Genomic DNA, 26,767 nt, shown 5'->3' with positions numbered 1-26,767 from the left:
ACGTTCTTATGACAATTTTTCACACATATCGACTAATTTAAATTCTGATTAAAACATCATGGCGAAAACGCTCTGAATAATCAGATTCAAACAATTAAATGAATCGTGGGTACCGATTCCAGAGCGACTTAATTCCAATCAAACTGCAGAAAAACAGCCGGAAATTTTATTTGTATGAGCAAACTGTTTCATGGCTTTAACGCGTGATATCGTCTCTCCGCCAACAGGTCTGAGAGAGATGCGACACATGCTCGCATCACTGCTGGCAAAGGGCTTCGGCCGTATCGACCTATACGCCAGCCTTACGCTTCATTACATCCACGCTGCTTAATCACTCAATAGAAGGATCAGCATGCCAACCGCAAATACGGGCGTTCTCACAATCATCGGCGCGGCTTACGGGCTAAAGCAGGTTACCGGGCAAGTCACGTTACTGGTGAACCGGCAGACCACTCCCGAAACACTCTCAGTTCAGGCGAGTAATTCGGTATTCACCGATACCTGGCCGGGTGTCAGTAAAACCCTGACCGTGGTTTATAGCTACGACGGCGGGTTGCCGCAAACCGCAACCGCAATGGAAAACCAGACACTGACGATTGGCGCGCATGAGTTCGAACTTTCCTCCGCAGCTTCGGCTTTGAACAACACCCAGCCGGCCCTGACTGTGTGGGGCGCGAGTTACGGCCCGAAAAACGTCAGTCAACAGGTACAGGGAATGGTGCCTTCCGGCCAGACGCTGAACCTGACCGCGAACAACGCGACCTTCACCGATACATGGGTCAACCACCGCAAGGCCTTCGTGATCGTGGCGAGCTACACCGGCCAGGTTCCGTTCACGGATATCGTGGTGGAAGGCAGCCCGTATTCGCTCAAGTACCGCCCCCATCTGCAGGTCCTGAGCGCGTTCTGGGGCATGAGCGATGTGACGGCCGTAGTCCAGGCCAACGTGAGCCGGCGCAACCTGAGCATCGCGGCATCGAATTCAGTTTTTGGCGACGGCTGGCCAGGCATTAACAAGACCCTCAACGTGGTCTATCAATACGCCGAGTGCAAGCCGCAACAGGCGATCGCAACCGAGGGAAGCACGCTGACGGTGGACTACGACGCGACCGTGCCGCCGTACCAGCCACCCGTCGATGCCAGTGCGCTCAACGTCATCGCCGCGGCATATTGCCGTGCGGACGTGACCAGCAAGGTGGCCTCGCTGATCGCGAACCAGTCGTTGAACATCACGGCCAACAATGCCACCTTCAGCGATTCCTGGATCAACCACATCAAGTCGTTCTCCATGGTCTACACATGGGGATCGGCGGCGGTATCGAGTCTGGTCGTGGCTGAAAATCAGCCTGTCGCGGTATCGGCGCTGGAACCGCTGTTCCCGACTGACCAGAATTTTGTATCGATGGCCGGACTCTTCGGCAGCGGCGACCAGATGAAACTGCAAACGGGCGCGGGCGGTTACTGGGCGGTATCGGCGGGCGGTCAGATCACGACCAGCGGGACGTCGAGCGATGCAGCGGAATCGTTCACCATTGGCGTTCCAGGAGCAGCGGGCTCGGCGGCCATTACCCTGCAATGTCACGATGGCAGCTTTGTGGTCGTCGGCGGCGACGGCACGCTGCATTCAGGCGGCACGGCACAAAACGCGGCGAAGCTGATCCCGTCGCTGCAATCGAACGGGACCATCAATCTCGGGCTCGTCGGCAGCTCCGGCGCACCCTTCATGGCGGTCAACCCGGCCGGCGCAATCGCCGTCAACGGAACCTACAACGCCGACTTCTCGACTTGTTTCAATCTGCTGTTCAACCCCACGCAGACGGGACTCGATAATCACATGATGGCCTTCGCGCCGCCGGAAGCCGAAAACGTCGATATCGATCCGCTTCTCGTCAAGGTGATCTGGGATCTCACAGGCGGCTGTTTTCTCGCCATCGGCCTTGGACCGCTGATTGGCAACGCCGAGAAACTCGGCCCGGGGGTGTATCGTCTGCTGCAGGGTTATCCGAGCGTGATGAGCCGGATCAATACGCTTGTCACCGCCATCCGGACCAATCGTGCAGCTACGGCCGGTGCACTGCTGGTCGTGCTGAAAGGCGTCTACGATGCCGGCGTTTTCATGCCGCTTGTACGGCTGGTGCTGAGTCTCGCCGGCTGGTGGGGTCTTTCTCTTGCCATCGTCACCATTCTCACGAAGGTGCTGGGCGGCGCGGCTACAGCCGGTGCAACGCTGGCAGCCGAGCTGATCGCGAGCTTCGCAATCTGGGCGTACCAGACGACCATGGACGTGCTCGCCTACGTCAACTCGTCGGGCGGCAGCAAGGCGGCTGGCGAAGCGGAAGTACTGCGAGAGCCGGAGCCGGCCTGCCTGCCGGCCTGAACCTGTTACTGCTGACCTCGCAATTGCACACCGTACCCCTGCTTTCGCAGGGGTATTTTTTGTCACACGTGCGCAGGTTCACGCTGCGTTGCGGTCAGATGCATCCGCACGAATCCGACATGCTCGCGCAGCACATAAAAGGCATCGGCATAAGCGAGCGGCATGCGCAGCGTATTGAGCGACGCCTCGATTTCATCGAGTTCCACAAGCAGCGCCATGCGCTGCTCCTCCGTCGACGTGCTCAGCGCACCGCGTTCGATCGCGATCAGCGCACCGTAGTATCGATAAATCCGCGAACGCACGCGCCATCCGTAAAGCGCGGGAATCAGCCGCAATGCCGGAAACAGCAGCACGGCCACGGGCAACAAAAGCACCAGGATCCGGTCCGTGATGCTCGCGACCCAGAACGGCAACACGCGATACAAAAAGCTTTTGCCCGACTTGTAATAGCGCGTCGCGTCTTCGCTGATCCGGTATTCGTGCGCAGTCGTGCTCGGAAAATCGCCCGCGCGCTGCAGCAGACCAGCCGCGCCGTGGATCTCCTGCGCCGCCTCGATCAGCAGATCCGATATGGCCGGATGCAGATTTGGCCGCGCCACGATTTCAACGGTCGGACCAATCAGGTGGAGCGTATCGGGCGGCCATTTTCTGCGAAGATCGAGAACGCCGGCGGGTAGATCGATTTGATTGAGATAGGGAAAGAGCCGCGTATAAGCGCTCGCTTCCGCAAAATCCATGACGGAGATGCCCGGGATTCCAAGCAGCCGCAGCATCAGCGTGCGCGTGGTCGAATCGCCGCTGAGCATGGCGGCGTCGACCTTGCCTGCCACGAGTTGCTCGGCCGCCTGCATGCCGTCGACCGGCACGAGTTGCGTGTCACCGTGGGAGGAGATGCCGTTCGCCTCCAGCAGCTTGAGCGACAACATCCTCGTGCCGCTGCCCTCGCGCCCGATTGCGATGCGCTTGCCATCGAGTTGCGAGAGTTGCGTCAGGCCTTTGCCGCGATAAAACACCACGATGGGAATATAAAAGATGCTTCCCAGCGACATCAGCGAAGCCCTCGCGGCTTCATCGGAGACGCCGCCTTGCACGAGCGCGATATCGACGTGCTGCTTGGGATCCATCAGCCGCTGCAGGTTCTGTACGGAACCATCGGATTGAAGCACGTTGAGGGTGATGCCATTGCGCGCCAGGATCTTTTTATACGTGTTCGCGGTGTTCAGCAGCGAGCTGTCGAGCGGACCTGCGCTGATGGTGATGGTTTTCGGCGGTGCGGGATCGGCAACCCAGACAGCCAGCCCGACCAGCGCGACGAACACCAGCGCGATCGGCAACGATGTCAGTGAAAGCTCCCGCCATGCCACGTGCGAATGGTCTTGCGGAAGACGCGGGCGATATTTTTTCATGAGAACCCGTCAGAGATGCTTCTGCTTCACCGCGAACGCCCGGGACTATCTGTTCCTGGCCGCCTTATAGTACTCAACAATCAGCCCCGTCACCGCGACATCCGTTCCTGTCTCGTCGATCCGGAGGCGCCATTTCGCACGATTCTCCCTGAATTCGTCCGTAGAATGCAATGGTGCTTTCCAGTGCGTCCGGCCCGACGGATACTCGGCATGATCGGGAAGAGGCGGACTATCGAAGGTCTCGCTAGCCCGGTCGGCAAATCGACGGCCGCATTCGACGCGAGCCAGGTTCATCGCTCGGCAAGTATTGAAGGAAGCTCAATGGAACACATCGAATTCAGGTCGGCGCGCTTGGCCGACATCTCCGCGATCGTTGCAATGCTCGCCGATGACCCGCTCGGCAGCCAGCGCGAGATAGTCGGCACGCCGCTCGACGGGCGGTACGTCGCTGCATTCGAAGCCATAGACTCCGACGCCAATCAGCACCTCATGGTCGTCACGGGTAACGACGAAGTGATCGGCACGTTGCAACTTACGTTTATTCCAGGCATTGCGCGCATGGGCGCATGGCGGGGACAGATAGAGGCGGTGCGCATAGCCGCGCACCGCCGCGATTCAGGCCTGGGGCAGAAGATGTTCGAATGGGCGATCGCGCAATGCAGGGCGCGTGGCTGCAATCTGGTGCAGCTCACGACAGACAAGACTCGCGCCGATGCCCACCGTTTCTACGACAAACTCGGTTTTATCGCCAGCCATGAGGGTTACAAGCTGGCGTTGTAGACGTCAAGCCAGTACGTCGGAAAACACCTTGTTGGCGAAACGTGTCGAGTCCGTACCGCTGTTCAACACGCCAACTGTCTTGAGGTCATCGGCGTAAAGAGAAATCTCTTTCTTGAACGCATCGCCAACCGGATGATGATGGTCCGTGTGGCTCTTCAGCATGGCCGTAAGCTGTGCGACGTCCGCTTGCGGTGCGTGAACGGAGAAGATTGCCGCGGCCTCTGCAGGATTGTTCGCCGTCCATTCCGTCGCTTCCAGCAAGGCCTGCGTGAGCGCTTGCGCGGTCGCACGATCCTTTCTTATCAAACTGCCGCGCACGCCGAGCACGCAGCAGACACGGGTCTGGTATTCGCCGCACAAGTTGTTCGACACCTCGTACAGGTGGTCGGATTCGCGCAGCGTCCAGATGGTTGGATCGCCGTCCGCAATGGCGTGAACCTCGCCCTTCTTCAATGCTTCGCCAAGCAGGTTGGCGGGATACTGGCGCCAGCGAACATCGTTATCCGGATCGATGCCAATCTTCTTCAACGTGATCGCGAAGAAGTTCTTCGCGGGACTCGCCATGTCGCTGACACCCACGGTCTTGCCCTTGAGTCCCGGCAAATCAACGATGCCTGATGTTCGCGTTGCAAGTAAGCGCATGCAGCCGCCGTGAATGCCGGCGGTGAGCTTGACATCGAAGCCCTGCTCGAGCGGCTTGATCCAGCGCAGCGCCATGCCAACGCCCGCATCCGACTTTCCCGTGGCGATTGCTTCGAGCAACTGGTCAGTCGAACCCGCGAAGTTGATGAGTTCGACATCCAGTCCATGCTTGGCGAAGAACCCCTGCTTGATGCCGACTGGTACCGGGGCCGTGCAAATCGCACTTGCATTCCACGACAACTTGAGCGGCTTCAACCTGGCGTCGTCGGCGCGGGCGGGCAAGCCGGCCAGACCGAAGGTCGCGCCGCCCAACGCAGCGGCGCCGGCTGACCATGCAGTCTTGCGCAACCATGCCCGGCGTGAAATGCTCTCCGGCGTCGAGGCGCTTTCGCCGGCGCCGGAATCTGAACGGTTCATCGGTAATTCTCCACAGGTCGTTGGTTATAGGTTTTGCTGGCGTTTTCTATTTCTACTTACGCGACCAGGCCGAGCAGCGCGAGCACTTCACGGCGCAGTTCGACCAGCTTTGGATCGTCACGATGCCGCGGATAAGGCGCATCGTTGCGCACTTCTGCCGTGATTCTCGCGGGCCGTTCACTGAATACGATGACGCGGTTTGCAAGGAACAAGGCTTCTTCGACATCGTGGGTCACGAGCAGCACCGAGAAGCGCGCGTCACGCCATAATTTAACGAGCTCGCTTTGCATCCGCAGGCGTGTGAGTGAATCGAGCTTGCCGAAGGGTTCATCGAGTACGAGCAACTCCGGGTCGTTCACGAGGGCGCGCGCCAACGCGACGCGCTGCGCCATGCCGCCCGACAGTTGATGCGGATAAGCCGCGGCGAACTCGGTCAGGCCAACGAGTTGCAACGCGGCATCGATACGCTGTTCAGCCGAGCGAGCGCCTTCGGGCAACGAACACGCTGCCTTGCGCTTGCTCCACGGAAACCGCAGACCGTCTCGCTGCGCTTCCGGTCCAAGCCCCACGTTTGCGCGCACCGTGCGCCACGGATACAAGGTCGGGTCCTGGAACACGACAACGCGCGACGGGTCCGGACCGCCGATGCTTACGCCATTGGAGGACACCGAGCCCTGCGCCGGCGAATCGAGGCCGGCCACGAGCCTGAGCAACGTCGATTTGCCGCAACCGCTTGGCCCAAGCAACGCGACAAACTCGCCCGGGTCCACGGAGAAACTGACGTCATCGAGCACGGGCAAGGCTGCGCCATGCAATGAAAACCGGTGACTGACTTCGTTCACATCGATACGTGCGCCCCGCGTGGACTGACTGAGTTGCGTGCTTACCATTTCAACAATCCTTTTTGCCAGGCCAACAAACGATCGCGGAAGCGGAACAGCAACGTGATGAGACCCGAGCACATCAGCGCCATGACGAGCAGCGCGGCGTACATGTTCGCGTACGCGGCCCATCCCTGCGCCCATTGCAGATACCAGCCGAGGCCCGCTTTCACGCCCATCATCTCAGCCACGATAAGTACGGAAAACGATGCCCCCAGTCCCATGAAAAGCCCGACGAACACCGACGGCAACGCGGCCGGGACAGCGACCTTGAGAATCAGGAAGCCGGGTCTTGCACCGAGCGTGCGCGCCACGTCGTAGAACGTGCTGTTCACACCGGCTACGCCCGACCATGTCAGCACCGCGACCGGAAAACCCGTGGCAAGCGCAATGAGAAACACGCTTGCGCTGAAGCTCGACGGGAAGAAAAAGAATGCAAGCGGCAGCCAAGCGGTAGCGGGCAACGGCCCGATCAGCCTCAACACCGGATGCAGCCAGTACCCAACGGCTTTCGACCAGCCGATACCCACGCCCGTCACGAAGCCCGCGATAGCACCGATCACATAACCGTACGCAAGCAACCCGAACGAGTGCACGACGCTGGAACCGAGGCGCGGGAAGTCGTCGAAGAAGACTGCGATCAACGCCTGCGGCGGCGCAAAGAACGGGCGCGGCAGCACTTCGAGTTTCGCGGTGAGCACGTCCCAGACGGTGAAGGCTATGGCAAGCGCGACCAACCAGGGCATGACCGCAAGCCAGCGTTCTGCGCGGCTCGGCGGGGCATCGGCCTGGCGATTCGAGACGCTTGCATACGCGCTCCCACCGATCAACAGAGCCACTACCGCAAGCGCCAGTTTTATAACCAGCAAGTGGCGCGTATAAGGCCACTCGTCAGCATCGGGCCACCATTGCGTGAGCGCCGCGCTTGCGACCCATGCCGATGCAGCAAGCGCCGCAGGCACGACATGTCGCGTTGCGCTGCGACCTTGCGCCGAAGTAACCCGAACAGTCTTCGCGCGAACCTTGGGCGCAGGCGTGAACACGGTGCCGGAACGATCCGAAGCCGGTTCATAGTTTGGAGTACCGGACATGATCTGCAAGACCCTCGTGTTGTGAGAAGTAGCGAATGGTGCGAGAAGCAAAAGACTAACGACGCACTGCGCGCTTAACAATGATTCGTTTGCCATATGTTTATCAGGCGACGCACTTTATGGATTGCATGAGATCCCGTGCAGCCCGGTTTCATTTTCAAATTACTTTGTCCCATCTTTACAAATTACGATCATCTGTATTACGAAGCTAAATTTCATCGTTCTGTCAGTTGGTCAAGAACTCTAAGATCGGGATCCTCAAATTTGATCAACACAACTACTTTGACAAGAGGACACCGATGAAACGAGTCGTACTGGCCGGCGCAACCGGCATGATGGTTATCGCCCCTGCACTAGCGCAGGCGCAAAGCTCGGTCACGCTGTACGGGATAGTCGATGCAGGGCTTACCTACACGAACAATCAGAAGGGCGCGAAGAACTTCCAGCAGACGAGCGGCAAGCTGAGCGGCAGCCGCTGGGGTCTCAAGGGCGTTGAGGACCTGGGCGGCGGTCTTAGCGCTGTCTTCACGCTGGAGAACGGCTTTCGTCCCAACGATGGCACGCTTGGACAAGGCGGCCGTGAGTTTGGACGGCAGGCGTTCGTGGGCATCGCCAAGAAAGGCATTGGTACGGTCACGCTCGGCCGTCAATACGAACCGCTATCCGATCTGGTCGCGCAATACGCGGGCTCGGGATTCTGGTCACCGGCCACGCACGTTGGCGACAACGACAACCTGAACCAGACGTTCCGTATCAACAACGCAATCAAGTTTCGCAGCGACACCATTTCAGGCTTCACGCTAGACACGCTGTACGCATTCAGCAACCAGGCGAACAACGGCACGGGCCAGGGCTTCAGCAACAACCGCGCTTGGGGTGTCTCGGCGAACTACACCGCGGGTCCGTTGTCAGCCGGCGGCGGGTACGTGGTGCTCAATCATCCCGATACGACGACCAACACCGCCGGCGCGGTGGGTGGCGCCACGACAACAAGCGGCGATGACTACAGCGGCGCCCTCTTCTATGGCCTTAACGGCGGTGTGCTGCGCCAGCAGATCGCGGTCGCGGGCGCAAACTATGTGCTCGGCAAAGCCACGGCAGGCATCGCGTTCAGCCATACACAACTCGACTACAACGACGGTTCGTCGCGCAAGTTCAATAACTACGATGCGAACCTGCGCTACCTCGTGACGAGCGCCGTCACGGTACTGGGCGTCTACACCTTCACCGATGGCCGCGCAAACAACTTGCCGGGAACCGGAGGCGCGTCGCTCAAGCCGCGCTGGCATCAGTTCACGCTGGGTCTCGACTACGCGCTGTCGAAGCGTACGGAGCTGTATCTTTCGGGCGTGTATCAGCTTGCTTCCGGCGACGCCTCCACGCGGGTCGGCAGCGGCTACAGCAAGATTGCCGCGATTGCGGATGCGGGCACGGCGTCATCCACGAATCGCCAGGTTGCGGTGTTCAGCGGGATCCGCGCCAAGTTCTAAGCGTGGTCGAGTGCCCGGCTTCATGCAAGTCGGGCACTGCCAGGTTCACTTCGATGAATCCTGCCGATGCCACTTCAGCAATTGCTGCCACTGGCAGACTCATCAGCCGACCGCCTGCGTACCACGCTGCATGTGCGTTGCGTTGTAGCGCACCACGCGTCCCGTTTCGAGTTCGTAACCAAGGCGGCCGGTCAGCGTTTCGAGCGGACGGCCGTAGAGATGAAAATGCAACGTCGGCGAATCGCCCGTGACGTGAATGCTATGGATATCTTCTGGAAGGAAAGCGATCGGCGTCCCGGGCTGAACCACCACTTCACGTTCCAGTTCGAGCGACGCCTGATCGGGGTCCGAGCGGTCATCGGTACGCCGATACACGCGGTTCAATTCCTCGCCCTTCAGCGCCGCGATTACCGCCCACGTGTCATGGTTGTGCGGAACGGTCGTCTTGCCCGGCAGCAAGGAGTTCAGGTAGAGGGCCACACCGTCCTCCCCCGGGTTCAGCCTGTAACGCGTCGAGGTATCGCCGCTGCCCGGTTGCGGCGGCGGGAAGTCATCGGCGGAAAACAACGCAGCATCCTTCGATGCAAGCGCGAGCAGTCGCTGGCTGATTGCATCGAGCGCGGTACGCGTCACGCCTTCGGTCGCGAGAATGGCGCGGACGTCGTCGATCAATGCGGTCACGGCGGTCTGGCGTTCGCTGATGAGGTGCGGTGCGGAGAGGGTTGTCATGGTGTGATTTCGTTCAAAGAGTGGCGAGAGCAAGTGCCGCGTTGCTGCGTGAGCGTTTGCGCAATGCGCGGCGGTCTTCGCCGCGTGCGCGTTGCAGGAAGAGCCGCGTGCGGTCGTTGTCGGGTGCGCCAAAGATCTGCGATGGCTCGCCATGCTCGACGATCACACCGCGTTCGGTGAAGAACACTTCGTCGCTGACGTCCTCCGCGAAGCGCATCTCGTGCGTGACGAGCACGCAGGTCTGGCCATCATCGACGAGTTCGCCGATCACGTTGAGCACTTCGCCCACGGTCTCCGGATCGAGCGCGGACGTGACTTCATCGAAGAGAATCAGGTCCGGACGCATGGCGAGCGTGCGTGCAATCGCGACACGCTGCTGCTGTTCGCCAGATAACTCTCCGGGGTAAGCGTGGGCTTTATCGGCGAGACGCACTTTCTTGAGCAATGCATGCGCGTCGTGTTCTGCCTCAGCGCGGCTACGGCCGAGCACGCTCACAGGCGCAATGGTCAGGTTCGCCAGCACGCTCAGGTGCGGGAACAGGTTGTACTGCTGGAACACAAAGCCAATGCGCTTGCGCAGCGCGATCTTCTGCGCATCGGTGTACTGCGCGCGAACATCGATTCCATCCACGCGGATCTCTCCGCGCTGTGGCGCGATCAGTCCGTTGATGCAACGCAGGATGGTCGATTTTCCCGATCCCGACGGCCCGATGATCGATACCGCTTCGCCGCGCCGCACCGACAGATTGATTCCGTTGAGCACCGGCGCAGCACCAAAGGAGAGATGGACGTCGCTTAAAAAAACCAATACCGGGTCGGCACTTTCATTGACCTCCCGGTCAACTGAAGGCGGCGTATGTTCAAGCAGATCAACCGCAAGCGCAAGGCGATTCATGCTGCCTCCACAGGCATTGTTGGGATTCCCGTGGCCCGTACGGGTCTCCCAGGGCTCACGAAAACATGCAGGAACGGAGATTCTAAGAAGAGCCTCCCTATTTCATAACCAAGCATTCGTAGAATCGATAGCATCCCGCTTGCTATAGCTTGCCTGATTCGTGTGCCTGACTCCATTCCACGCGATGCATCATTTGCTTAGCAGATTCGCTCCCTTGGCGGCGTGTCAACGCTTGTCTATTCTTTGAGGCTCCCGGATTTCCGGCGTGGCCTCCTTGCTATGACCATAACGAACATCCGCCGCTTGATGACAGCGGTCACGATTGCGTGGGCACTCTCCACATCCCTCCTCGCTCATGCCGATGCAACCCTCGACAACATGGTGGATCTCGTGAAGGCGTCGGCGGTGGCGTCCGCAATCGCAGTAGGCGACATAACTTACCAGTCCATCATGATCTGGACGCAGCGTGACAACGTGCTCGCGCTGATGCTGCTGATCCTGTCGTTCTTCGGCGTCGTGACGTGGATGGTCACGCTCGCGGGGCGCTGGCTCGAACAACGCTTCAAGGTGCCCGGTTATGGCTACTGATACGCGCGCCTCGTTCGGCACTCACCGGAAGTTCGATATCACCCGCGTACCGCCGGGCGTGTATGGCGTGCTCGGGGTTCTTGTCGTAGGCGCGGTGCTCTGGTCGCTTGCGCCTGAAAGCGGATCACGCGGCGAGACGCTTGCACGCCTCGCAGAATGGGCACCCGCATTGGCGCACGGCTTTGCAATGAATGTGCTCATCAGCATCGGCGCGATTTTTATCGGCACGGTGATCGGTCTGATTGCAGGCGCCGTCGCGTTATCCCGATCGTTCGCCGGACGGCTCGCACGCATTTGGATCACCGCGTTTCGCAATGCACCTTGGCTGGTGCTCGTCTACTTCACGACCTACGTGTTCCCGTTCGAACTCCATGTATTCGGCACTACCGTGCCGTTTCCCGACTGGTTGAAGGTGACGCTGGGGCTCGCGCTGCCGGCGAGCGCAAACATAGCGGAAGTCTTTCGCGGTGCCGTTGCTTCGATACCGTCGGCGCAATGGGAAGCGGCGGCTTCCATGGCGTTTTCGCGCACGCAGATCCTGATGAAGATCGTGGCGCCCCAATGCATGCGTCGCATGTTGCCGCCGTGGATGAACGTGTACGCGATCATCACCATGGGCACGGCCTTGTCTTCGCTGGTCGGCATTCACGACTTGCTCGATACCGCGCAAATCGCGAGCAGCACCGTTGCGCGCAGCAGCTTTACCGTGCTGACGTATGTCGCGACGCTCGTCATTTTCTTCGCTTACTGCTATCCGATCTCGTGGTTCACCCGCTGGTTCGAAAGGCGCTTGCGATAGATATCGCTATCAGCCAAGCGGGGTCTGTGCACTGCAACAGGAATCGTGATAATTTACGTTCCGTTCGATACGAACGAGTTCTCGGGGCGGGGTGCAACTCCCCACCGGCGGTAATCGCGCGGTTTGATTGAGCGCGTAGCCCGCGAGCGCTTTTTGATTTGGGTCTGGCTTCGGGCCGCCTGAAACGCGAAGGTCAGCAGACCCGGTTTGATTCCGGGGCCGACGGTCATAGTCCGGATGAAAGAGAACGGGACGGCGTGTGTGGATGCGTGCGGGATTTCCCGCGCGCGTTCGTCCATGCCGTCCTTCGCCCTGTTCACACAAACAGGCAGGATTTGAATCATGACACTCTCCACCACGCTCGAAAATACGCCGGTCGCTCAGGCCGCGGGCAAACCCCGTCCACGTATTGCGTTTATCCAGTCATGCTGGCATCGCGATATCGTCGACCAGTGCAAGGCTTCGTTCCTCGATGCAATCCAGGCGCAAGGCTTCGCACGCGATGACATCGACCTCTATGAAGTCGCCGGCGCATTTGAGATCCCGCTGCACGCAAAGCTGCTTGCTCAGCGCGGTGGCTATGCGGCGATTGTCGCAGCGGGGCTGGTCGTGGATGGCGGAATTTATCGTCACGAATTCGTGGCGCAAGCGGTCATCAACGGGTTGATGCAGGTACAACTGGAAAGCGGTACGCCGGTTTTGTCGGCGGTGCTGACGCCGCATCATTTTCATTCGGGCGAAGAACATATCAAGTTCTTCCGCGAGCATTTCGTGGTCAAGGGCGTGGAAGCGGCGACGGCGTGCGCCGATACGATTCGCAAGGTTGCCGCACTTGGGGTGACCAGCGGGAAGTAAGGTGGTGCGCTGCTGAAGCAATTTCGCAACGCCAGGCGCAATCTGCGCCCTTGCACCGAGACGGAAACTCGCGCACAATGCATTGCAATTGCGATGCATGGAGAAAGGTAATGAAAACAGCGACGTTTCCGTCTGTGCGAGTTGAACCGGAATTGCGTGAGGCGGCGGAGAGCGTCTTGCAGGAAGGCGAAAGCCTGTCCGGATTTGTCGAGCAGGCGATCCGCGAAAACATCCTTCGTCGCCAGAACCATAGCGAGTTCGTGGCCCGAGGACTAGCCTCGCGCGACGAAGCTAAGCGAAGCGGCGACTATGTCCCGGCTGAAGAGGTGCTCGCGCGTTTGAGCAAGCGGCTCGATGCTGCTAAAGCGCGGGGTAAGATGCGTTGATGACGTTCGAAATACGATTCACAGGTAGTGCAGCAGACGATCTCGAACGGCTCTATGAGTTCATTCTCACCCGTGATCCGCAAGATTTGCTTTTAGCCCAGCGTGCGCTAAGCGCTGTCCACGCCGGGATCATGACGCTGCGCAGCTCGCCGTTCACCTGTCGTAAAGCGCACTCGCAGTTGCCATTCTTGCGTGAGCTGATTATTCCTTTTGGCGGCTCCGGGTACGTCGCACTTTTTGAAATAGACGATAGCGATACCGTGACGATCCTGGCCGTGCGTCATCAGTTGGAAGACGACTATCACTGAGCACTTGTACGGTCTTGAAGACATGTGACGTGCCTTGTCAAGTTACACAGCTTACCCCTCTGCGCTCTCGCCACAGCGTCAAATTCCCCTCCGCCGCACGCCCGACAAACCTCCACACTGAAACTATCCACGCCTCTGATTCCTGTCCAGAAATCGTCGACCTCGGAACGTTAATTGCTGACTTTGCGTCGGAGCAATATCGGATCATAAGGAGAAAGCGATGCGTAAGGAAACGCTCCCCTCGTCGACGGACACACTCGACACCGTACCTGATACATCGAGTCCCGCTTACGCGGCAAGGCATCCGCTCACCCGCGCGTTCGACACGTTCGCAAGCGCGGTCACACGATGGGCAGGATCGCCTGTGGCGTTTGGTATGGCGGTCATCAGCATCGTTGTCTGGGCCGTGACCGGGCCCGTGTTCCACTACTCAGAAGACTGGCAACTCGTGATCAACACGGGCACGACCATCGTGACATTCGTGATGGTCTTTCTTATTCAGCAAAGCCAGAACAAGGACAGCGTAGCGCTGCATCTGAAGCTCAATGAACTGCTCGCCTCTCACCGGCAAGCGGACAATCATCTGATCGGCATCGAGGATGCATCTGAAGAGGAACTCAGGCGGCTGGCCGCAGCCTACCTGAAAATGACGACGAAAGAAGACAGCGAGGCGATCACGGGTACATCGTCCGGAACGGCTTGACGATTTCGGCTCAACGGTCACGGCTCAACGCATGCCACCTCGATCACGCCAGCGCTGAGATTGCAAAGCACCGCCTTCGTCTTGGTGTCCGGACGAGGGCGCCTGTTGAGTACCGCTCGAGACGAGCGGTGCGCCACTCGCCGTCTGCACGGACCTCGAGGTGCCTCCGTGCGTCGACGCTGGCGTCTCGGACCGGATCTCCTTGACCTGCGCCTCACGCACCAGCACCGGTGGCTTGTGCACGGCCGAAGGTTTCGGCGTGGTCGCTTTGGCCATTACCACTTTATGCGTCGCGACTTTCTTGTTTGCCACTACCGGCGCCTTTTTCGACGTGCGCGTTGCATGTTCGTGTGTGGCCGCCCTGCTCCTGGGCTGACGGGAAGTCGCCGCAACGACGGCCGACGTATGCCGTGTATCGGCTAGTCTTGTAGGAGGCATGCTCGTACGCGCGACAGGCGCAGCCGGCTTGTCCGGATTCTGGCCAGCCATCACTTCATTGCGCAATTCAAGCGCGTCGGGATTGTCCCGATGCATCGCAAGGATTGCCGCGAGCAACACCTTCGCCGACTCCATGTCGTGACGCTGGAGGCTCTCGCGCACCGCATCGAGCGCAGCGGACATGCTTGCATCGTGACGGCTATCGAGTGCCGGTTCGCGCACCCGGTTGCCCTCCACCCCGGAGGTGCGAGCGACGTCGCTGGCGGTGGTATCGACGGGAGCGGTGTGCATCGAGCCGGGCATCAACGTGTATGCCGCCAGGCCAAGCACGCAGACAAACGCGGTGGCGATCAGTCCCTTGGTTCTGCCGGACATCGTTGAATATGCGGACGCGCGAACTGCCGTGGGCGAAGCGATGGCCCCGCAAGACGGGCAGATTTCCGCATCGAGATCGACTGGGTCGCCGCAACGGCGGCACATCGGGCTGACATTCAAGCTTGCATTCATGGCGCATTCCCGAACGGAGTTCAGAGAGGCTACGTGCAGAACGAGCGCGCGGACGCGATAAAGTATCGCCGTCATCCGCCAATGTTTGGCGGGTTTGGCAGGGCCCGATCACAAACGGTAAGTATCCCCGGAACTGTATGTATCAGGATTGAAAGCGTGGTGCTGGCGCTGCATTAATTGCCGACGCCGGCACTGTGGTACCGGCGTCCGATCAACAGAGCCGAACCCTGAATCAAGCGTCCTCAAGCCGCCGCAGGATCGCTTCAATGCTGACCGTATCGTAGGGCTTGGTGAGGAACGTCGCCCCCGGCACCTTCGATACATGATTGTGATCGCCCGTTGCGAAGACCACATCCAGGTTGCTGCGCAACGCACGCACGCGAAGCGCCAGCTCTTCACCCGACATACCGGGAAGCCCCACATCGGTGATTAGTACATCGATGTGCTCGCTCTGCAGCAGCGCAAGCGCAGCGGGCCCGTCGGCAGCCTGATGAACGACATGCCCGAGCGCTTCGAACAGCTCGCCGGTAATCGAGCGGACGAGGTCATCGTCTTCAACGAACAGGATATGACGCACACGTACGGGAGGCGAGCTTGCAGCACCTGCCGCCACGGCAGATAACGCCCTCGCCGATCCGGCGGCTTCCGCAGAAGCGCTTACTACGCGCTGCCGCTGATTCGACAGCACGTGCCTCAACTTCCTCGCGAGCGCCTCGCGCGTATAGGGCTTGCTCAGTAATTCGACGCCGGCATCCAGGCGGCCGCCATGCACGATCGCGTTCTCCGTATAACCCGACGTGAACAGCACAGCAATCCCGGGCACCCGTTCGCGCGCCTTGCGGGCAAGCTCCGGGCTGCGCAGCGGACCGGGCATGACCACGTCGGTGAACAACACGTCGATAGGCATGCCGCTGTCGATGATGGCAAGCGCGCTGCTTGCGTCGTTGGCCTTGAGCACTCGATACCCAAGCTCCGAGAGCATCTCAACGACTGTCGCGCGAACTTGTTCGTCGTCCTCCGCAACCAGGATGGTCTCTTCGCCGCCGAGCACCGGCGCCATCTCGGCAGCCACGCCGAGGTCTTCCTTGTCGTGTGTGCGCGGCAAATAGAGCTTCACCGTCGTACCATGACCCGGTTCGCTATAGATCTTCACATGGCCGCCGGACTGCTTGACGAAGCCGTAGACCATAGAAAGCCCAAGTCCCGAACCCTTGCCTTCCGGCTTCGTGGAGAAGAACGGTTCATAGGCTTGTGCAAGGACCTCGGGCGTCATGCCGCAACCGGTGTCGGTGACGGCGAGCATCACGTACTGGCCCGGCGTGACTTCTGTGTGGTCGCGGGCGTAGGTGTCGTCGAGCAGCGCGTTGCCGACTTCCAGAGTCAGCTTGCCCGAGTTGTCCATGGCATCTCGTGCGTTGATCGCAAGATTGAGAATGGCGTTCTCGACCTGCGTTGGATCGACGAATGTATTCCACAGCCCCGCCGACGCAACCGTCTCGATCTCGATCGCTTCACCGAGGCTGCGTCGCAGCATGTCCTCCATGCCCGCGATAAGGCGCCCGATCTTGACGGTTTTAGGTTCAAGCGCCTGCCGCCGGCCGAATGCCAGCAACTGGCTGGCGAGCTTCGCGCCGCGGTTGACCCCGGCTATCGCGTTACCCAGGCGCCGCTCGGCGCGCTCGCTGCCGGTGACATCCGCTGCGAGCAGTTGCAGATTGCCGGAGATGACTTGCAGCAAGTTGTTGAAGTCGTGCGCCACGCCGCCCGTCAGCTTGCCGATGGTCTCCATTTTCTGCGCTTGCTGGAGCGCCAGTTCGGTGCGTTTCAGCGCTTCTGCTGCTTCGCGATCCGCGGTGATATCGCGACCGACTGCATGAATGAAATGCTCGTCCGGCACCGCCGTCCACGAAAGTGTGACGTATGAACCATCGCGCCGCTGGTATCGATTGATGAACTTGAATGTACGCACGCCCTCGGCGAGCTCGCCCACTTCGCTGAGCGTGCGGGCGCGGTCTTCCGGATGCACGAAGTCGAGAAACGAGCGGCCGAGCAAGGCCTTTTCGTCCCAGCCGAGAAGCTGCTTCCACGCAGGATTCACCGACACGATGTTCGCCTCGAAATCCGCAACCAGCATGATGTCCGTTGAAAGGCGCCACATCCGGTCGCGATCCGCGATGCTCTCGGCGACCTGCTGCTCGAGCGATTTGTTCAGACGCTCGAGTGCGCGCGATGCCGATTTCTGGTCTTCGATATCCGTGTTGGTTCCGACCCAGCGCGCGATGTAGCCGGCGTTGTCGTGAATGGGAAGCGCGCGGGCCAGATGCCAGCGGTACACACCATCGGCCTGGCGAATCCGGAACTCGCGCTCGTAGGTCGTGCCCGACGCCACCGCCTCGCGCCAGTACGCAACAGCCGACTCGACGTCATCCGGATGCACGATCCTGCCCCACGCCCCGCCGTCCAGATCGCCGTGCTTCTCGCCGCTGTACTCATAGACACGGTCGTTGAACCACTCGAGTTCGCCGTCGCTGCGAGCGGCCCAGACCTGATTCGGCATGGCCTGCGCAAAGGTACGGAATTTCTCTTCGCTTTCATGAACCGCGCGTTCCGCGATCAGCCGGTCAGTGACATCGGTTCCCTGAATGAAGATACCGATCACTTCGCCCGCTTCGTTGCGAACCGGCTGATAGACGAAGTCGACATAGCGCTGTTCGGCAGGCGCCCCGGGCAGCCGGTTCAGCACGATGGCTTGCGCGCTGCCGGATACCGGCGTGCCGGAGGCGTACACGCGGTCCATGATCTGCACAAAGCCCTGCTTCTCGAGTTCTGGCAACCCTTCCTGCACCGTCTTGCCGATGACGATGCGGTCGCCGACCAACTGAGTGAAAGCCGCGTTCGTCAACTCGAAGACGTGCTCGGGACCGGTCAGCATCGCCATGAAGCCGGGCGCCTGTTCGAACATCCGGCGCAGGCGTTCGCGCTCGCCGCTCAGCCAGCGCTCCGCACGCACCTTCGCGGTCGTCTCCACCACGATCGCAATGACGCCGACAGGGACGCCGTTTTCACCGAGGATGGGCGAGTAGTCGAGGTTCATCCACACCTGCTCGCCACGGCCATGCCGGTGCAGCGTGAGTTCCTGGTCCTCGTAACGCAGCGTCCGGCCGGACAGTCCGACCTTCATGACGTTGTCGTTGAAATCGGCGATCTCCGACCAGCCTTCGCGCACGTTCGATCCCAGCAATTGCGGGTGCCGGCCGCCGGCGAACACGGAGTAAGCGTCGTTATAGAGCATGACGCCTTCCTCGTCCCACAACGTCACGATGGGAACGGGCGACTGCAGGATCAGCGAGATCGTGTTCGTGAGCGTCGTCGACCAGCCGCCGATCGGACCCAGTGGCGTGCCTGACCAGTCCTTCGAAGCAATGATTTTTGCGACCTCCCCGCCTCCGGCGAGAAAGGCGTGACTGGGGCTGGCGGTCGGTTGTCTGTCGTTCATGAGGCAACGTATTTAATAACGGACGCGGAAAACTCGCGGTTCGGATGACCAAGAATCGAAAGATCTGAAAGCTCTGTTTATTGGACGTTATTTTACCTTTGTCATCGCGGCAAAATCGAATTTCCGGTAGCAGTAAAAATGCCCGGTTACTTGTCTGCGCTGGCTGTCTGTCACTCGATAGGGGTCTGCGTGTGCGTCTTACGCGGTTGTTTAACGCGATCCGCGCATGTTCGCGCGGCGAAGGAGCGTCTGAATAGCTGCAGGCGTCCATAAACCCCGGATTTTGAACGTCGCGACCATATCCACCCCATACAGGGCATGCCTTGCGCGCCTCACCGCGATGTAACCGCTGGAAAGCATCATGATGCATGAAAGCTTTCGGACTGACGATTGCTGCGTTCTACCTATAAGCAGATCCCGACGCGAACGCCGTCAAACCACAACCCCGTTTGAAATCAAAGCCCACGCAATGAAGAAGCCGAAACTCGTTTTATCGATGAACCAGCTCAAGAGCAGGTCACCAGGCGGCGCCATGAGCGCCGAGGATTTTGCGATCTATGCGTCATATCAGATCAATGCGGGTGGGTTGTTCGTTGGAACACTGAAGGTCGTCCGGAAAACCGATGGCCGCATGCTGTTTCCGTTCCAGGGCGCGCCGGTCCTTGGGCCCTATCCGTCCCGCCAGGAGGCCAAGGAAGCGGCCGCGGACCATGGTGAGTTGATCGTCAAGAGCGATATCGCCAACCCGGAATCCTGAAACCGTCGGCGGAAAAAACGCCGGGCGAACCCGGCGAATTTCATTCACTATGCGATCGTCTGCGTCGCGACCTCGTCGACGGCCTGCTTCACGATACCCACGATCTCATCGACATCCGCCTGCGTAGTGATCAACGGCGGCGCAAACCCGAGGATGTCACCGTGCGGCATCGCGCGTGCGATCACCCCGCGCTTCAAGGCCGCCGCCGACACTTTCACGCCGACTTTCAGTGCGGCTTCGAAAGGCCTACGGCCATCTTTATCGGCCATGAATTCGAGCGCCGCCAGCATGCCGGTATTGCGCACCTCGCCCACCAGCGGATGCTGGTCGAACGCCGCATGTAATTGAGCGCCGAGATAAGCACCGACGTCTGCAGCATTCTTCGTGAGATTTTCGCGCTCCAGGATGTTCAGGTTGGCGATGGCCGCCGCTGCGCAGATGGGATGGCCGGAATAGGTCCAGCCGTGACCCATTGGACCGTGTTCCTGGGAGCCCTTCTCGATGACATCCCATACCCGTTCACCCACGATCACACCCGAGAGCGGCGCATATGCGCTCGTCAGGCCCTTCGCGATGGTAATCAAATCCGGTTGCATGCCGTAGTGCTGCGCGCCCATCTTTGAGCCGATCCGGCCGAAGCCGCATACCACTTCGTCGGAGATCAGCAGGATGTCGTGTTTCTTCAGCACCTGCTGGATCGCGGCCCAATAGCCTTCCGGCGGCGCAATGATGCCCCCCGTCCCCATGACCGGCTCGCCGATGAACGCCGCGATGGTATCGGCGCCTTCACGCGCGATCAGCCTCTCGAGTTCGTCGACACAATATGAAACGAACTGTGCTTCGCTCATGCCGGCAGGCGCCTTGCGATACCAGTGCGGGCACACGGTATGTTTCACACGATCGACCGGCAGGTCGAAGTGCTGATGAAAGCTTGGCAAACCAGTGAGGCTTCCGGTGACAATGCCCGATCCGTGGTAGCCGCGTTCGCGCGAGATGATCTTCTTTTTGTTCGGATACCCAAGTATGTTGTTGTAGTACCAGACAATCTTGATCTGTGTCTCGTTCGCGTCCGAACCGGACATGCCGTAATAGACCTTTTTCATGCCTGGCGGCGACCAGTCGATGATGCGCGACGACAGCTCGATGATCGTGTCGGTCGAGTGGCCGACGTATGTGTGATAGTAGGCGAGTTTTTTTGCTTGTTCGTAGATGGCGTCGGCGATCTCTGTGCGGCCGTAGCCTACGTTGACGCAGTAAAGGCCTGCGAAGGCGTCGATGTAGCTCTTTCCTTCGTGGTCCTCGATGCGGATACCGCCCGCGCTTTTGATGATCTTGCCGGGGAGCGCGCCTGTGGCGTGATCGTAGGCGTGGGTGGAGGGGTGCATGAAGTGTGCACGGTCCTCGGCGAATTGTTGTTCCAATTGTTGCGGCATTGGATGATCCTTTTCTGTTGATTGGGTTGTGAGTTGGGAATTTGAGTCTGGTTGTTTCGGTTATTGCGGGATTGCTGCTTCTGGGCTCTCGCGCCCTAAAGAGCAACAACGCGGCGCACCCATACCTGGAACCCATTGACCGAGACCCTCGCAAAGTCAACCCTCTGCGACGCTCCTGAATGCAATGAACTGCAATCATTGTCACCGCCTCCGCAATATGACTTTTTTGACTGCGCGACTTACGCCTGGTGTTTTTTCTGTTCTTCAGCAGGTTGCGACGAGTTTTTCCTGAACATCGAACAGGCGTCGCCGCAGGCGTTCTTCGCCGCAAGGCAAAACAAACGAACCCAGCAGTTCCTGCGCGCAGTCAGAGCCGACATGACGGCCGCAGCGCACCGACGCAAATAAAAATATAATCGCCACGACCGGTATGGCTTCCTCGTGGGCGCCGACGCGTTCAACCTAGAACCCGAGGCAAGCCGATGGCCACCGCAAACGCTTCACCCGCCGCCGGCAACATGGCCGTGCTCATTGTCGCGATCCTGGGGTCGAGCATGGCGTTCATCGATGGAACGATCGTGAACGTCGCGCTGCCCGCGTTACAGAGCGGCCTGCATGCAAGCTCGAGCAATCTCCAATGGGTTGTCGAGGCGTATGCGCTGTCCTTGTCGTCCCTGCTGCTCGTCGGCGGCTCCATGGGCGATATTTACGGCCGAAGAAAAATCTTCCTGCTGGGCGTGTTGTTGTTCGCCACCGGCTCTGCATGGTGTGGATTCGTCTCGACTGTCAATGCGTTGATACTCGCGCGGGGCGTACAGGGCATTGGCGCCGCGTTCCTCGTTCCCGGAAGTCTCTCGCTTATCAGCGCCGCCTATCCCGCTGAGCAACGCGGGCGTGCGATCGGAACGTGGTCGGGCTTCACGGCCATTACAGCATCCATAGGTCCCGTTCTCGGCGGTTGGCTCGTCGAACATATCTCCTGGCGCGCGGTGTTTTTCATCAACGTGCCGCTCGCGGCGCTCGTCATATGGATGACGATCCGGCACGTGCGCGAAAGCCGCAACATGCTCATTTCCAGCGCGCTCGACTGGCCCGGCGCACTGCTCGCATGCGCAGGTCTGGGCGGCGTCACCTATGCGTTGATCGAAGGCGTGAACGGCGGAAAGAGCGTGGCTTTCGCCGCCCTGGCGGGCGTTGCTGCATTGGCGGGATTTGTTCTGGTCGAAGCGCGTTCCTCATCGCCGATGGTGCCGCTGACGCTGTTCAAGTCACGAACATTCAGCGGCGCGAACCTGATCACGCTTTTCCTGTATGCGGGCCTGGGCGGCGTTCTCTATTTTCTTCCGCTCAATCTGATCCAGGTACAGCATTATTCGGCAACACAAGCTGGAGCGGCGCTATTGCCGCTGATCCTCATCATCTTCCTGCTTTCGCGCTGGTCGGGGGGATTGATTGCACGGTACGGATCTAAAGGCCCCTTGACGATTGGGTCACTTATCGTGGCACTCGGATTCGGGTCGCTTGCATGGCCTGGAATAGGTGGATCGTATTGGGCTACTTTTTTTGCGCCTCTCGTCATTCTCGGATTAGGGATGGCTATTTGCGTTGCGCCGCTGACCACGTCGGTCATGAACGCGGCGCCGGAAAATCAATCCGGCGTGGCATCCGGCGTGAACAATGCGGTATCGCGTGTTGCCGGTTTGATCGCGGTTGCGCTGTTTGGTTTGATCCTCTCAGCGACCTTCAACCATTCCCTGGATTCACGCCTTGGACCATTAGGGCTTTCGCAAGCAGAGCGTCATCAAGTCGATGAACAACGTCCCTTGCTTGCCGCGGCGACCAGTTCGAACGCCCGGATCATACGGGCAGTCGATGAGTCGTTCGTGGCGGGATATCGGGTGGTCGTGAGTCTTGCAGCCATTCTTGCCTTAGCAAGCGCCGTCAGCGCCGTGTTATTCCTTGAGGCGCCACTTACGGGGAAACGCGCCAAGGCTTGATAATCTGGCTTAAGTCGACTCAGCAAAGAAACCCAGATATTGAAACGACTCGCCATTTTGCTTGGTGCAAAACACGCTTGACGCTCCAATAGACGTCAGCGTCTCCACCGTCTCCCGACGGTTCGATGCCACTTTCCAATCGGGCACGAAGACAGTTGCATCACCCGTCTTCCGCGCAAGCTTCAACGCAGCAATCGACTGCTCGCGCGGCGGCGAATAGATCGTCAATCCTTCGTTGGCGAGTGCTGCGGTATCGATTCCCAGATGTGCGCAGGCAAGCGCCTTGGTGCCGGTATCGCCGGCATCGGCCGTGCGCGATTTGTCGATCAGAGCCGCAGTCTGCACATCCACTATCCTGTGCGCGCGCATCAGAAGGGGCTTGTCTGGCGCCCACGCTTCCGGCGGACACGCCTTCTGTTGCGGGTTCAGTTCGATAAACGGATTCACCTCGGCCGGATAAATACGGCAGACGTTCGGCCGTTCTTCGTACACGCCGCAACTCAGATTCGGCAGCAAATGCGGGCATGCACCTTCGAATGCGGCTGCGATGACGACCACAATGCGAACTGGCAATGCGCCGCTCGATGCCGCAAACGACCTGCGGCGTTTGTGTTGCGCGAGCAAATTGTCCTCGGCCGGTTCGTCGGGCCAAGGAACTGCTTCGCACAGGAACTGGACGTCATCACCGCGTTCAAGCCAGACCAGTGCTTCGCTGACACTTAGCGGCAGCTTGAGGTCATGACAGCATTTGCCGCACATGGTGCATTCGAAGTTTAAATCCATGTTTGCGCTCTGCTTTCGGAAGGCATCTGTAAAAGGATTGTCAGGCTGCCCCGTGTCCGGTTCTACGGGCGCACTCGCTAGTTCGACCAAGTGCGCTCAACGGTTACAGCAACGCGAAAATTTTCGTGCGAGCCGATTCTATTCTTTTCAAGGAGCTTTGCACGGACAGCAATTGCGCGGCGCATCAGCGCGATGCCAGATAAATATGCCGCCGCTGTAACCAGCTTCACGGACACGACGAACTAAGGTCAGATCCACCACAGATGCAAATCCAACTGACCAGATAAGGAGGGGTACACGTGTTCAAGAAACTCACAATGGCGACCGGTGTTGTGACACTCGTCGCTGCCTGCGGCGGCGGCAATGATTCCGCGCCTGCCGTGTCGCAGCTTTTCGCACAGACGAACGATTCCACGAATGCGGTCGTGCATTTCATCCGCAACGCCGATGGCACGTTGACGAAACAACCCGCCGTGCTCACCGGAGGCAAAGGAACGAACGGCGTCAACTATTTCATGGGGAACATCGTGGCGCCCGATGCGTTGACGAGTAACCATAGCGTCATCACCAGCACAGACGGCTCGCAGCTTTTCGTTGCCAACGCCGGCGACAATACCGTGAGCACATTTTCCATCGACAAGACGTCGGGCACGCTCACGCTTCTCGCAGTGTCGCCGACAGGCGGCACCCGACCGACGTCCCTCGCCTTTGCAAACAATGTGCTTTACGTCACGCATCAGCAAGGCGTGAATGAGCTGGGCGCATATCGCGTTGGACCGGATGGCAAACTGACATCCATTGGAACCTACCCCGTCGTCCAGCAAGACGCCCTTCCAACCGAAGTCAGCGTCAGCCCCGACGGCAAGTTTGTTATTGTGAACGGCTTTCTGAAAACACTGACGCCGGTACAGCCCGCCAATGCGTTGCTGGCTTACCCCATCAACGCCGACGGAACACTGGGACAAGTGGTGAGTTCAACATCGGTAGGTGTAGGGCCGTTCGGAGGGGTCTTTGGTCAAGGCGCTCAGGCAGGCGTGTACGCCACGAGCGACGCCGCGGGCGGCACGGCCAGTTCGTACTCATTCGCGAGCAGCGGCAGCTTTACTCCGCTAAGCGGGCCTGTCGCGGTGACAGGGCAGGCAGCGCCTTGCTGGATTGCAATAACGCCTGACAACAAGTTCGTCTACGTAAGCAGTGGCAGCGGAGCGATCTCGTTGTTCTCGCTCGACGGCAATGGCAAGCTCTCATTGGCCAATGCATCGGCTGCGAGCGAACCGCCGGTGTTATCGACTACATCCGGCTTCGCGAACGATTCGTGGGTCAGTCCGGACGGCAAGTTCCTTTATCAGGACTACGCCGGCGACGACAAGATCGTTGCGTATTCGATCGGCGTGAACGGGACGCTCACCAAGCTTGGTGAGCAACCGGCGAACACCCAATCGAAGATAAGTTTGCAGGGCCTGACTGGCACCTGAGTCATCCCTTGGCATGGCGGCACGATTCAGGCCGCCATGCAATTGGCGATCAACGCTGCGCAATGCTTGCGTCTGCGGCGGGAGCGTCACCCCAGCCACCGCCCAACGCCCGTATCAGGTTCACCGTCGCTACCGCCTGCACGCCGGAGAGCTGCACCGCAGCACGTTGAGATTGCAACGCAGTACGTTCGGCATCGATCACATCGAGGTAATTCACTGCGCCCTCCTTGTATTGCATCCTCGATAAACTCGCAGCCCGGTTCGACGCACTCACCGCCTCCGCTTCCGTTCGCGTCTGATCCTCCAGAATCCGCAAGTCGGAGAGGTTGTCTTCGACTTCCTGGAACGCAACCAGTACGTGCTGCCGATAATTCGCCGCGTCTTCCTCGAATACGGCGCGCGCGTTCGCGAGGTTGCCCTTGCGGCGCCCACCATCGAAGAGCGGTACAGTAAGCGCCGTTCCGACCAGCGGCCCTAAAAGAAACGCTCGGCTCGACCACTTGAAGAGATCGCCCAGCGTGGCCGACTCCACGCCTGCCGCGCCAGTCAGTGTCAGCGATGGGAAATATGCCGACTTCGCCACGCCTATCCGCGCATTCGCTGCTGCCATCGCGCGTTCCGCCGCTGCAATGTCAGGCCTGCGTTCCAGCAATGAGGACGGCAAGCCAGGAGGCACACGAATCTGCACCGGCACGAGCGGATTCGCCGCCATCGAGAACTGCGCCGGCGCTTTGCCGAGCAGGACCGCCAGGCTATGCTCCGACGACGCACGCAAGCGCTGGGCAGTCATAGCATCGGAACGGGCTGTTGCAAGTTCGGACTTCGCGCGGGCCACATCGAGTTCGCTGATATCGCCCTCATTGAAGCGATGCTGCACCAACGCCAGCGTCTGTTCGCGCAGCGAAACTGTGCGCGTGTAGACATCGAGTTCCGAATCCAACTCGCGCAAGTTGAAGTAGTTCTGAGCCACGTCTGCTTGCAGAGCAAGTTGCACGGATCTCAGCAACGCCTCGCTTTGCTGCGAGTCCGCACTTGCAGCCTTGACCGAATCCGATACACGCCCGAAGAGATCCACTTCATAAGACGCGGTCGCTTGCGCGCGCCACAAGGTCTGGGACGGCACGTCGATACCATCAGGTTGCAGCAACGACGCCGGCGTGACTTTCTCGCGCGTCGGACCGAAGCCTGCATCTATGGTCGGGAACAAGCCGGCACGCGCCGTTTGCTGGATGGCGCGCGACTCCCTGACTCGCGCCACCGCCGCCTTGAGGTTCTGGTTGGCATCGAATGCCTGCTGCTCCAGGTCGTTCAGCGTGGCGTCATCGAAGATGCTCCACCATTGGCCGCGTGCAACCTGATCGGACGGCTGCGCCGTCTTCCATGTTCCAGACTGGGCGGGACTCAAGGGCGTTTCCTTAAATGCCTCCGGCGCATTCACATCCGGCTTTTCATAAACGGGGGCAAGCGAGCAGCCGGCGAAAATCATCAGGGACGCCAGCAAGCCCGAGAGCGTCATGGTTCCAGTCGTCATTTC

The 26,767-nt window shown here is 59.7% G+C and carries 23 protein-coding genes, 1 pseudogene and 1 riboswitch; of the genes and pseudogenes, 13 read left to right on the top strand and 11 right to left on the bottom strand.

Going from position 1 to position 26,767, the window contains the following annotated elements; genetic code table 11:
* Window positions 1-352 precede the first annotated feature (352 nt).
* Entirely contained in the window at window positions 353-2,377 is a 2,025-nt protein-coding gene (locus AXG89_RS39115; RefSeq protein ID WP_205583108.1) for a hypothetical protein, read from the top strand.
* 62 nt (window positions 2,378-2,439) lie between these two features.
* Here AXG89_RS39115 and AXG89_RS39110 read toward each other — a convergent pair whose 3' ends face one another.
* Window positions 2,440-3,783, bottom strand: a complete 1,344-nt coding sequence (locus AXG89_RS39110) for a TAXI family TRAP transporter solute-binding subunit (protein WP_075358372.1) — start codon at window positions 3,781-3,783, stop codon at window positions 2,440-2,442.
* A gap of 321 nt (window positions 3,784-4,104) precedes the next feature.
* On the opposite strand from AXG89_RS39110, the gene AXG89_RS39105 reads away from it, so the two are divergent.
* Window positions 4,105-4,563: a GNAT family N-acetyltransferase gene (locus AXG89_RS39105; protein WP_075358370.1), complete on the top strand. Its 459-nt coding sequence runs from the start codon at window positions 4,105-4,107 to the stop codon at window positions 4,561-4,563.
* Between the two features lie 3 nt (window positions 4,564-4,566).
* Here AXG89_RS39105 and AXG89_RS39100 read toward each other — a convergent pair whose 3' ends face one another.
* Genes AXG89_RS39100 through AXG89_RS39090 form a run of 3 tightly spaced genes read right to left on the bottom strand, consistent with a single transcriptional unit; the run spans window position 4,567 to window position 7,594 of the window.
* The gene (locus tag AXG89_RS39100; protein WP_075358369.1) at window positions 4,567-5,622 is read right to left on the bottom strand and encodes an ABC transporter substrate-binding protein; all 1,056 of its coding nucleotides are present in this window, start codon (window positions 5,620-5,622) and stop codon (window positions 4,567-4,569) included.
* A gap of 56 nt (window positions 5,623-5,678) precedes the next feature.
* The gene (locus AXG89_RS39095) at window positions 5,679-6,512 is read right to left on the bottom strand and encodes an ABC transporter ATP-binding protein (RefSeq protein ID WP_075358368.1); all 834 of its coding nucleotides are present in this window, start codon (window positions 6,510-6,512) and stop codon (window positions 5,679-5,681) included.
* Window positions 6,506-7,594 (bottom strand): ABC transporter permease, encoded by a 1,089-nt coding sequence (locus AXG89_RS39090; protein ID WP_083637862.1) that lies wholly within the window; start codon window positions 7,592-7,594, stop codon window positions 6,506-6,508. Before AXG89_RS39090 ends, AXG89_RS39095 begins: the two co-directional genes overlap by 7 nt.
* A gap of 299 nt (window positions 7,595-7,893) precedes the next feature.
* Between AXG89_RS39090 and AXG89_RS39085 the strand changes: the two genes are divergently transcribed.
* Entirely contained in the window at window positions 7,894-9,084 is a 1,191-nt protein-coding gene (locus AXG89_RS39085; protein WP_075358367.1) for a porin, read from the top strand.
* A gap of 102 nt (window positions 9,085-9,186) precedes the next feature.
* Here the strand turns inward: AXG89_RS39085 and AXG89_RS39080 are convergent, their stop codons facing one another.
* Window positions 9,187-9,813, bottom strand: a complete 627-nt coding sequence (locus tag AXG89_RS39080) for a cysteine dioxygenase family protein (RefSeq protein WP_075358366.1) — start codon at window positions 9,811-9,813, stop codon at window positions 9,187-9,189.
* A 13-nt stretch (window positions 9,814-9,826) separates the two neighbouring features.
* On the bottom strand, window positions 9,827-10,708 hold the full coding sequence (locus AXG89_RS39075) for an amino acid ABC transporter ATP-binding protein (RefSeq protein WP_083637859.1): 882 nt from the start codon (window positions 10,706-10,708) through the stop codon (window positions 9,827-9,829).
* Window positions 10,709-11,083: 375 nt separating this feature from the next.
* On the opposite strand from AXG89_RS39075, the pseudogene AXG89_RS39070 reads away from it, so the two are divergent.
* The 6 genes and pseudogenes from AXG89_RS39070 to AXG89_RS39045 all read left to right on the top strand — a co-directional run.
* A pseudogene (locus AXG89_RS39070) lies at window positions 11,084-11,296 on the top strand (amino acid ABC transporter permease); the annotation flags it as partial.
* Entirely contained in the window at window positions 11,286-12,095 is an 810-nt protein-coding gene (locus AXG89_RS39065; RefSeq protein ID WP_075358365.1) for an amino acid ABC transporter permease, read from the top strand. The pseudogene AXG89_RS39070 and the gene AXG89_RS39065, both read left to right, overlap by 11 nt.
* A 73-nt stretch (window positions 12,096-12,168) precedes the next feature.
* A riboswitch (FMN riboswitch) is annotated at window positions 12,169-12,348 on the top strand.
* Window positions 12,349-12,437: 89 nt separating this feature from the next.
* The gene (locus tag AXG89_RS39060) at window positions 12,438-12,950 is read left to right on the top strand and encodes a 6,7-dimethyl-8-ribityllumazine synthase (RefSeq protein WP_062002074.1); all 513 of its coding nucleotides are present in this window, start codon (window positions 12,438-12,440) and stop codon (window positions 12,948-12,950) included.
* 110 nt (window positions 12,951-13,060) lie between these two features.
* On the top strand, window positions 13,061-13,336 hold the full coding sequence (locus tag AXG89_RS39055; protein WP_075358364.1) for a YlcI/YnfO family protein: 276 nt from the start codon (window positions 13,061-13,063) through the stop codon (window positions 13,334-13,336).
* The gene (locus AXG89_RS39050) at window positions 13,336-13,644 is read left to right on the top strand and encodes a type II toxin-antitoxin system RelE/ParE family toxin (RefSeq protein ID WP_075358363.1); all 309 of its coding nucleotides are present in this window, start codon (window positions 13,336-13,338) and stop codon (window positions 13,642-13,644) included. Before AXG89_RS39055 ends, AXG89_RS39050 begins: the two co-directional genes overlap by 1 nt.
* A 220-nt stretch (window positions 13,645-13,864) precedes the next feature.
* Window positions 13,865-14,347, top strand: coding sequence for a low affinity iron permease family protein (locus AXG89_RS39045; RefSeq protein ID WP_062002077.1), 483 nt, complete (start codon window positions 13,865-13,867; stop codon window positions 14,345-14,347).
* A gap of 24 nt (window positions 14,348-14,371) precedes the next feature.
* Here the strand turns inward: AXG89_RS39045 and AXG89_RS39040 are convergent, their stop codons facing one another.
* Window positions 14,372-15,160, bottom strand: coding sequence for a hypothetical protein (locus tag AXG89_RS39040; RefSeq protein WP_075358362.1), 789 nt, complete (start codon window positions 15,158-15,160; stop codon window positions 14,372-14,374).
* 364 nt (window positions 15,161-15,524) lie between these two features.
* Window positions 15,525-18,788, bottom strand: a complete 3,264-nt coding sequence (locus tag AXG89_RS39035; RefSeq protein WP_119024823.1) for a hybrid sensor histidine kinase/response regulator — start codon at window positions 18,786-18,788, stop codon at window positions 15,525-15,527.
* Window positions 18,789-19,257: 469 nt separating this feature from the next.
* On the opposite strand from AXG89_RS39035, the gene AXG89_RS39030 reads away from it, so the two are divergent.
* Window positions 19,258-19,545 carry a DUF6723 family protein gene (locus tag AXG89_RS39030; protein WP_075358360.1) on the top strand — a complete coding sequence of 96 codons (288 nt, stop codon included), beginning with the start codon at window positions 19,258-19,260 and terminating at the stop codon, window positions 19,543-19,545.
* A gap of 47 nt (window positions 19,546-19,592) precedes the next feature.
* Here the strand turns inward: AXG89_RS39030 and AXG89_RS39025 are convergent, their stop codons facing one another.
* Entirely contained in the window at window positions 19,593-20,978 is a 1,386-nt protein-coding gene (locus AXG89_RS39025; protein ID WP_075358359.1) for an aspartate aminotransferase family protein, read from the bottom strand.
* A 135-nt stretch (window positions 20,979-21,113) separates the two neighbouring features.
* On the opposite strand from AXG89_RS39025, the gene AXG89_RS42680 reads away from it, so the two are divergent.
* Window positions 21,114-21,386, top strand: coding sequence for a hypothetical protein (locus tag AXG89_RS42680; RefSeq protein ID WP_143325554.1), 273 nt, complete (start codon window positions 21,114-21,116; stop codon window positions 21,384-21,386).
* Window positions 21,387-21,460: 74 nt separating this feature from the next.
* Window positions 21,461-22,975 carry an MFS transporter gene (locus AXG89_RS39020; protein WP_075358358.1) on the top strand — a complete coding sequence of 505 codons (1,515 nt, stop codon included), beginning with the start codon at window positions 21,461-21,463 and terminating at the stop codon, window positions 22,973-22,975.
* A 9-nt stretch (window positions 22,976-22,984) separates the two neighbouring features.
* On the opposite strand, the gene AXG89_RS39015 is transcribed toward AXG89_RS39020, so the two are convergent.
* Window positions 22,985-23,758 carry a YkgJ family cysteine cluster protein gene (locus tag AXG89_RS39015; RefSeq protein ID WP_075358357.1) on the bottom strand — a complete coding sequence of 258 codons (774 nt, stop codon included), beginning with the start codon at window positions 23,756-23,758 and terminating at the stop codon, window positions 22,985-22,987.
* A gap of 299 nt (window positions 23,759-24,057) precedes the next feature.
* Between AXG89_RS39015 and AXG89_RS39010 the strand changes: the two genes are divergently transcribed.
* On the top strand, window positions 24,058-25,233 hold the full coding sequence (locus AXG89_RS39010; RefSeq protein WP_075358356.1) for a lactonase family protein: 1,176 nt from the start codon (window positions 24,058-24,060) through the stop codon (window positions 25,231-25,233).
* Between the two features lie 49 nt (window positions 25,234-25,282).
* On the opposite strand, the gene AXG89_RS39005 is transcribed toward AXG89_RS39010, so the two are convergent.
* Window positions 25,283-26,764: an efflux transporter outer membrane subunit gene (locus AXG89_RS39005; protein ID WP_075358355.1), complete on the bottom strand. Its 1,482-nt coding sequence runs from the start codon at window positions 26,762-26,764 to the stop codon at window positions 25,283-25,285.
* Between the last annotated feature and the right edge of the window lie 3 nt (window positions 26,765-26,767).

The sequence above is a fragment of the Burkholderia sp. PAMC 26561 genome (assembly GCF_001557535.2).
Classification (GTDB): Bacteria; Pseudomonadota; Gammaproteobacteria; order Burkholderiales; family Burkholderiaceae; genus Caballeronia.
This window is presented reverse-complemented; position numbering and strand designations above follow the sequence as displayed.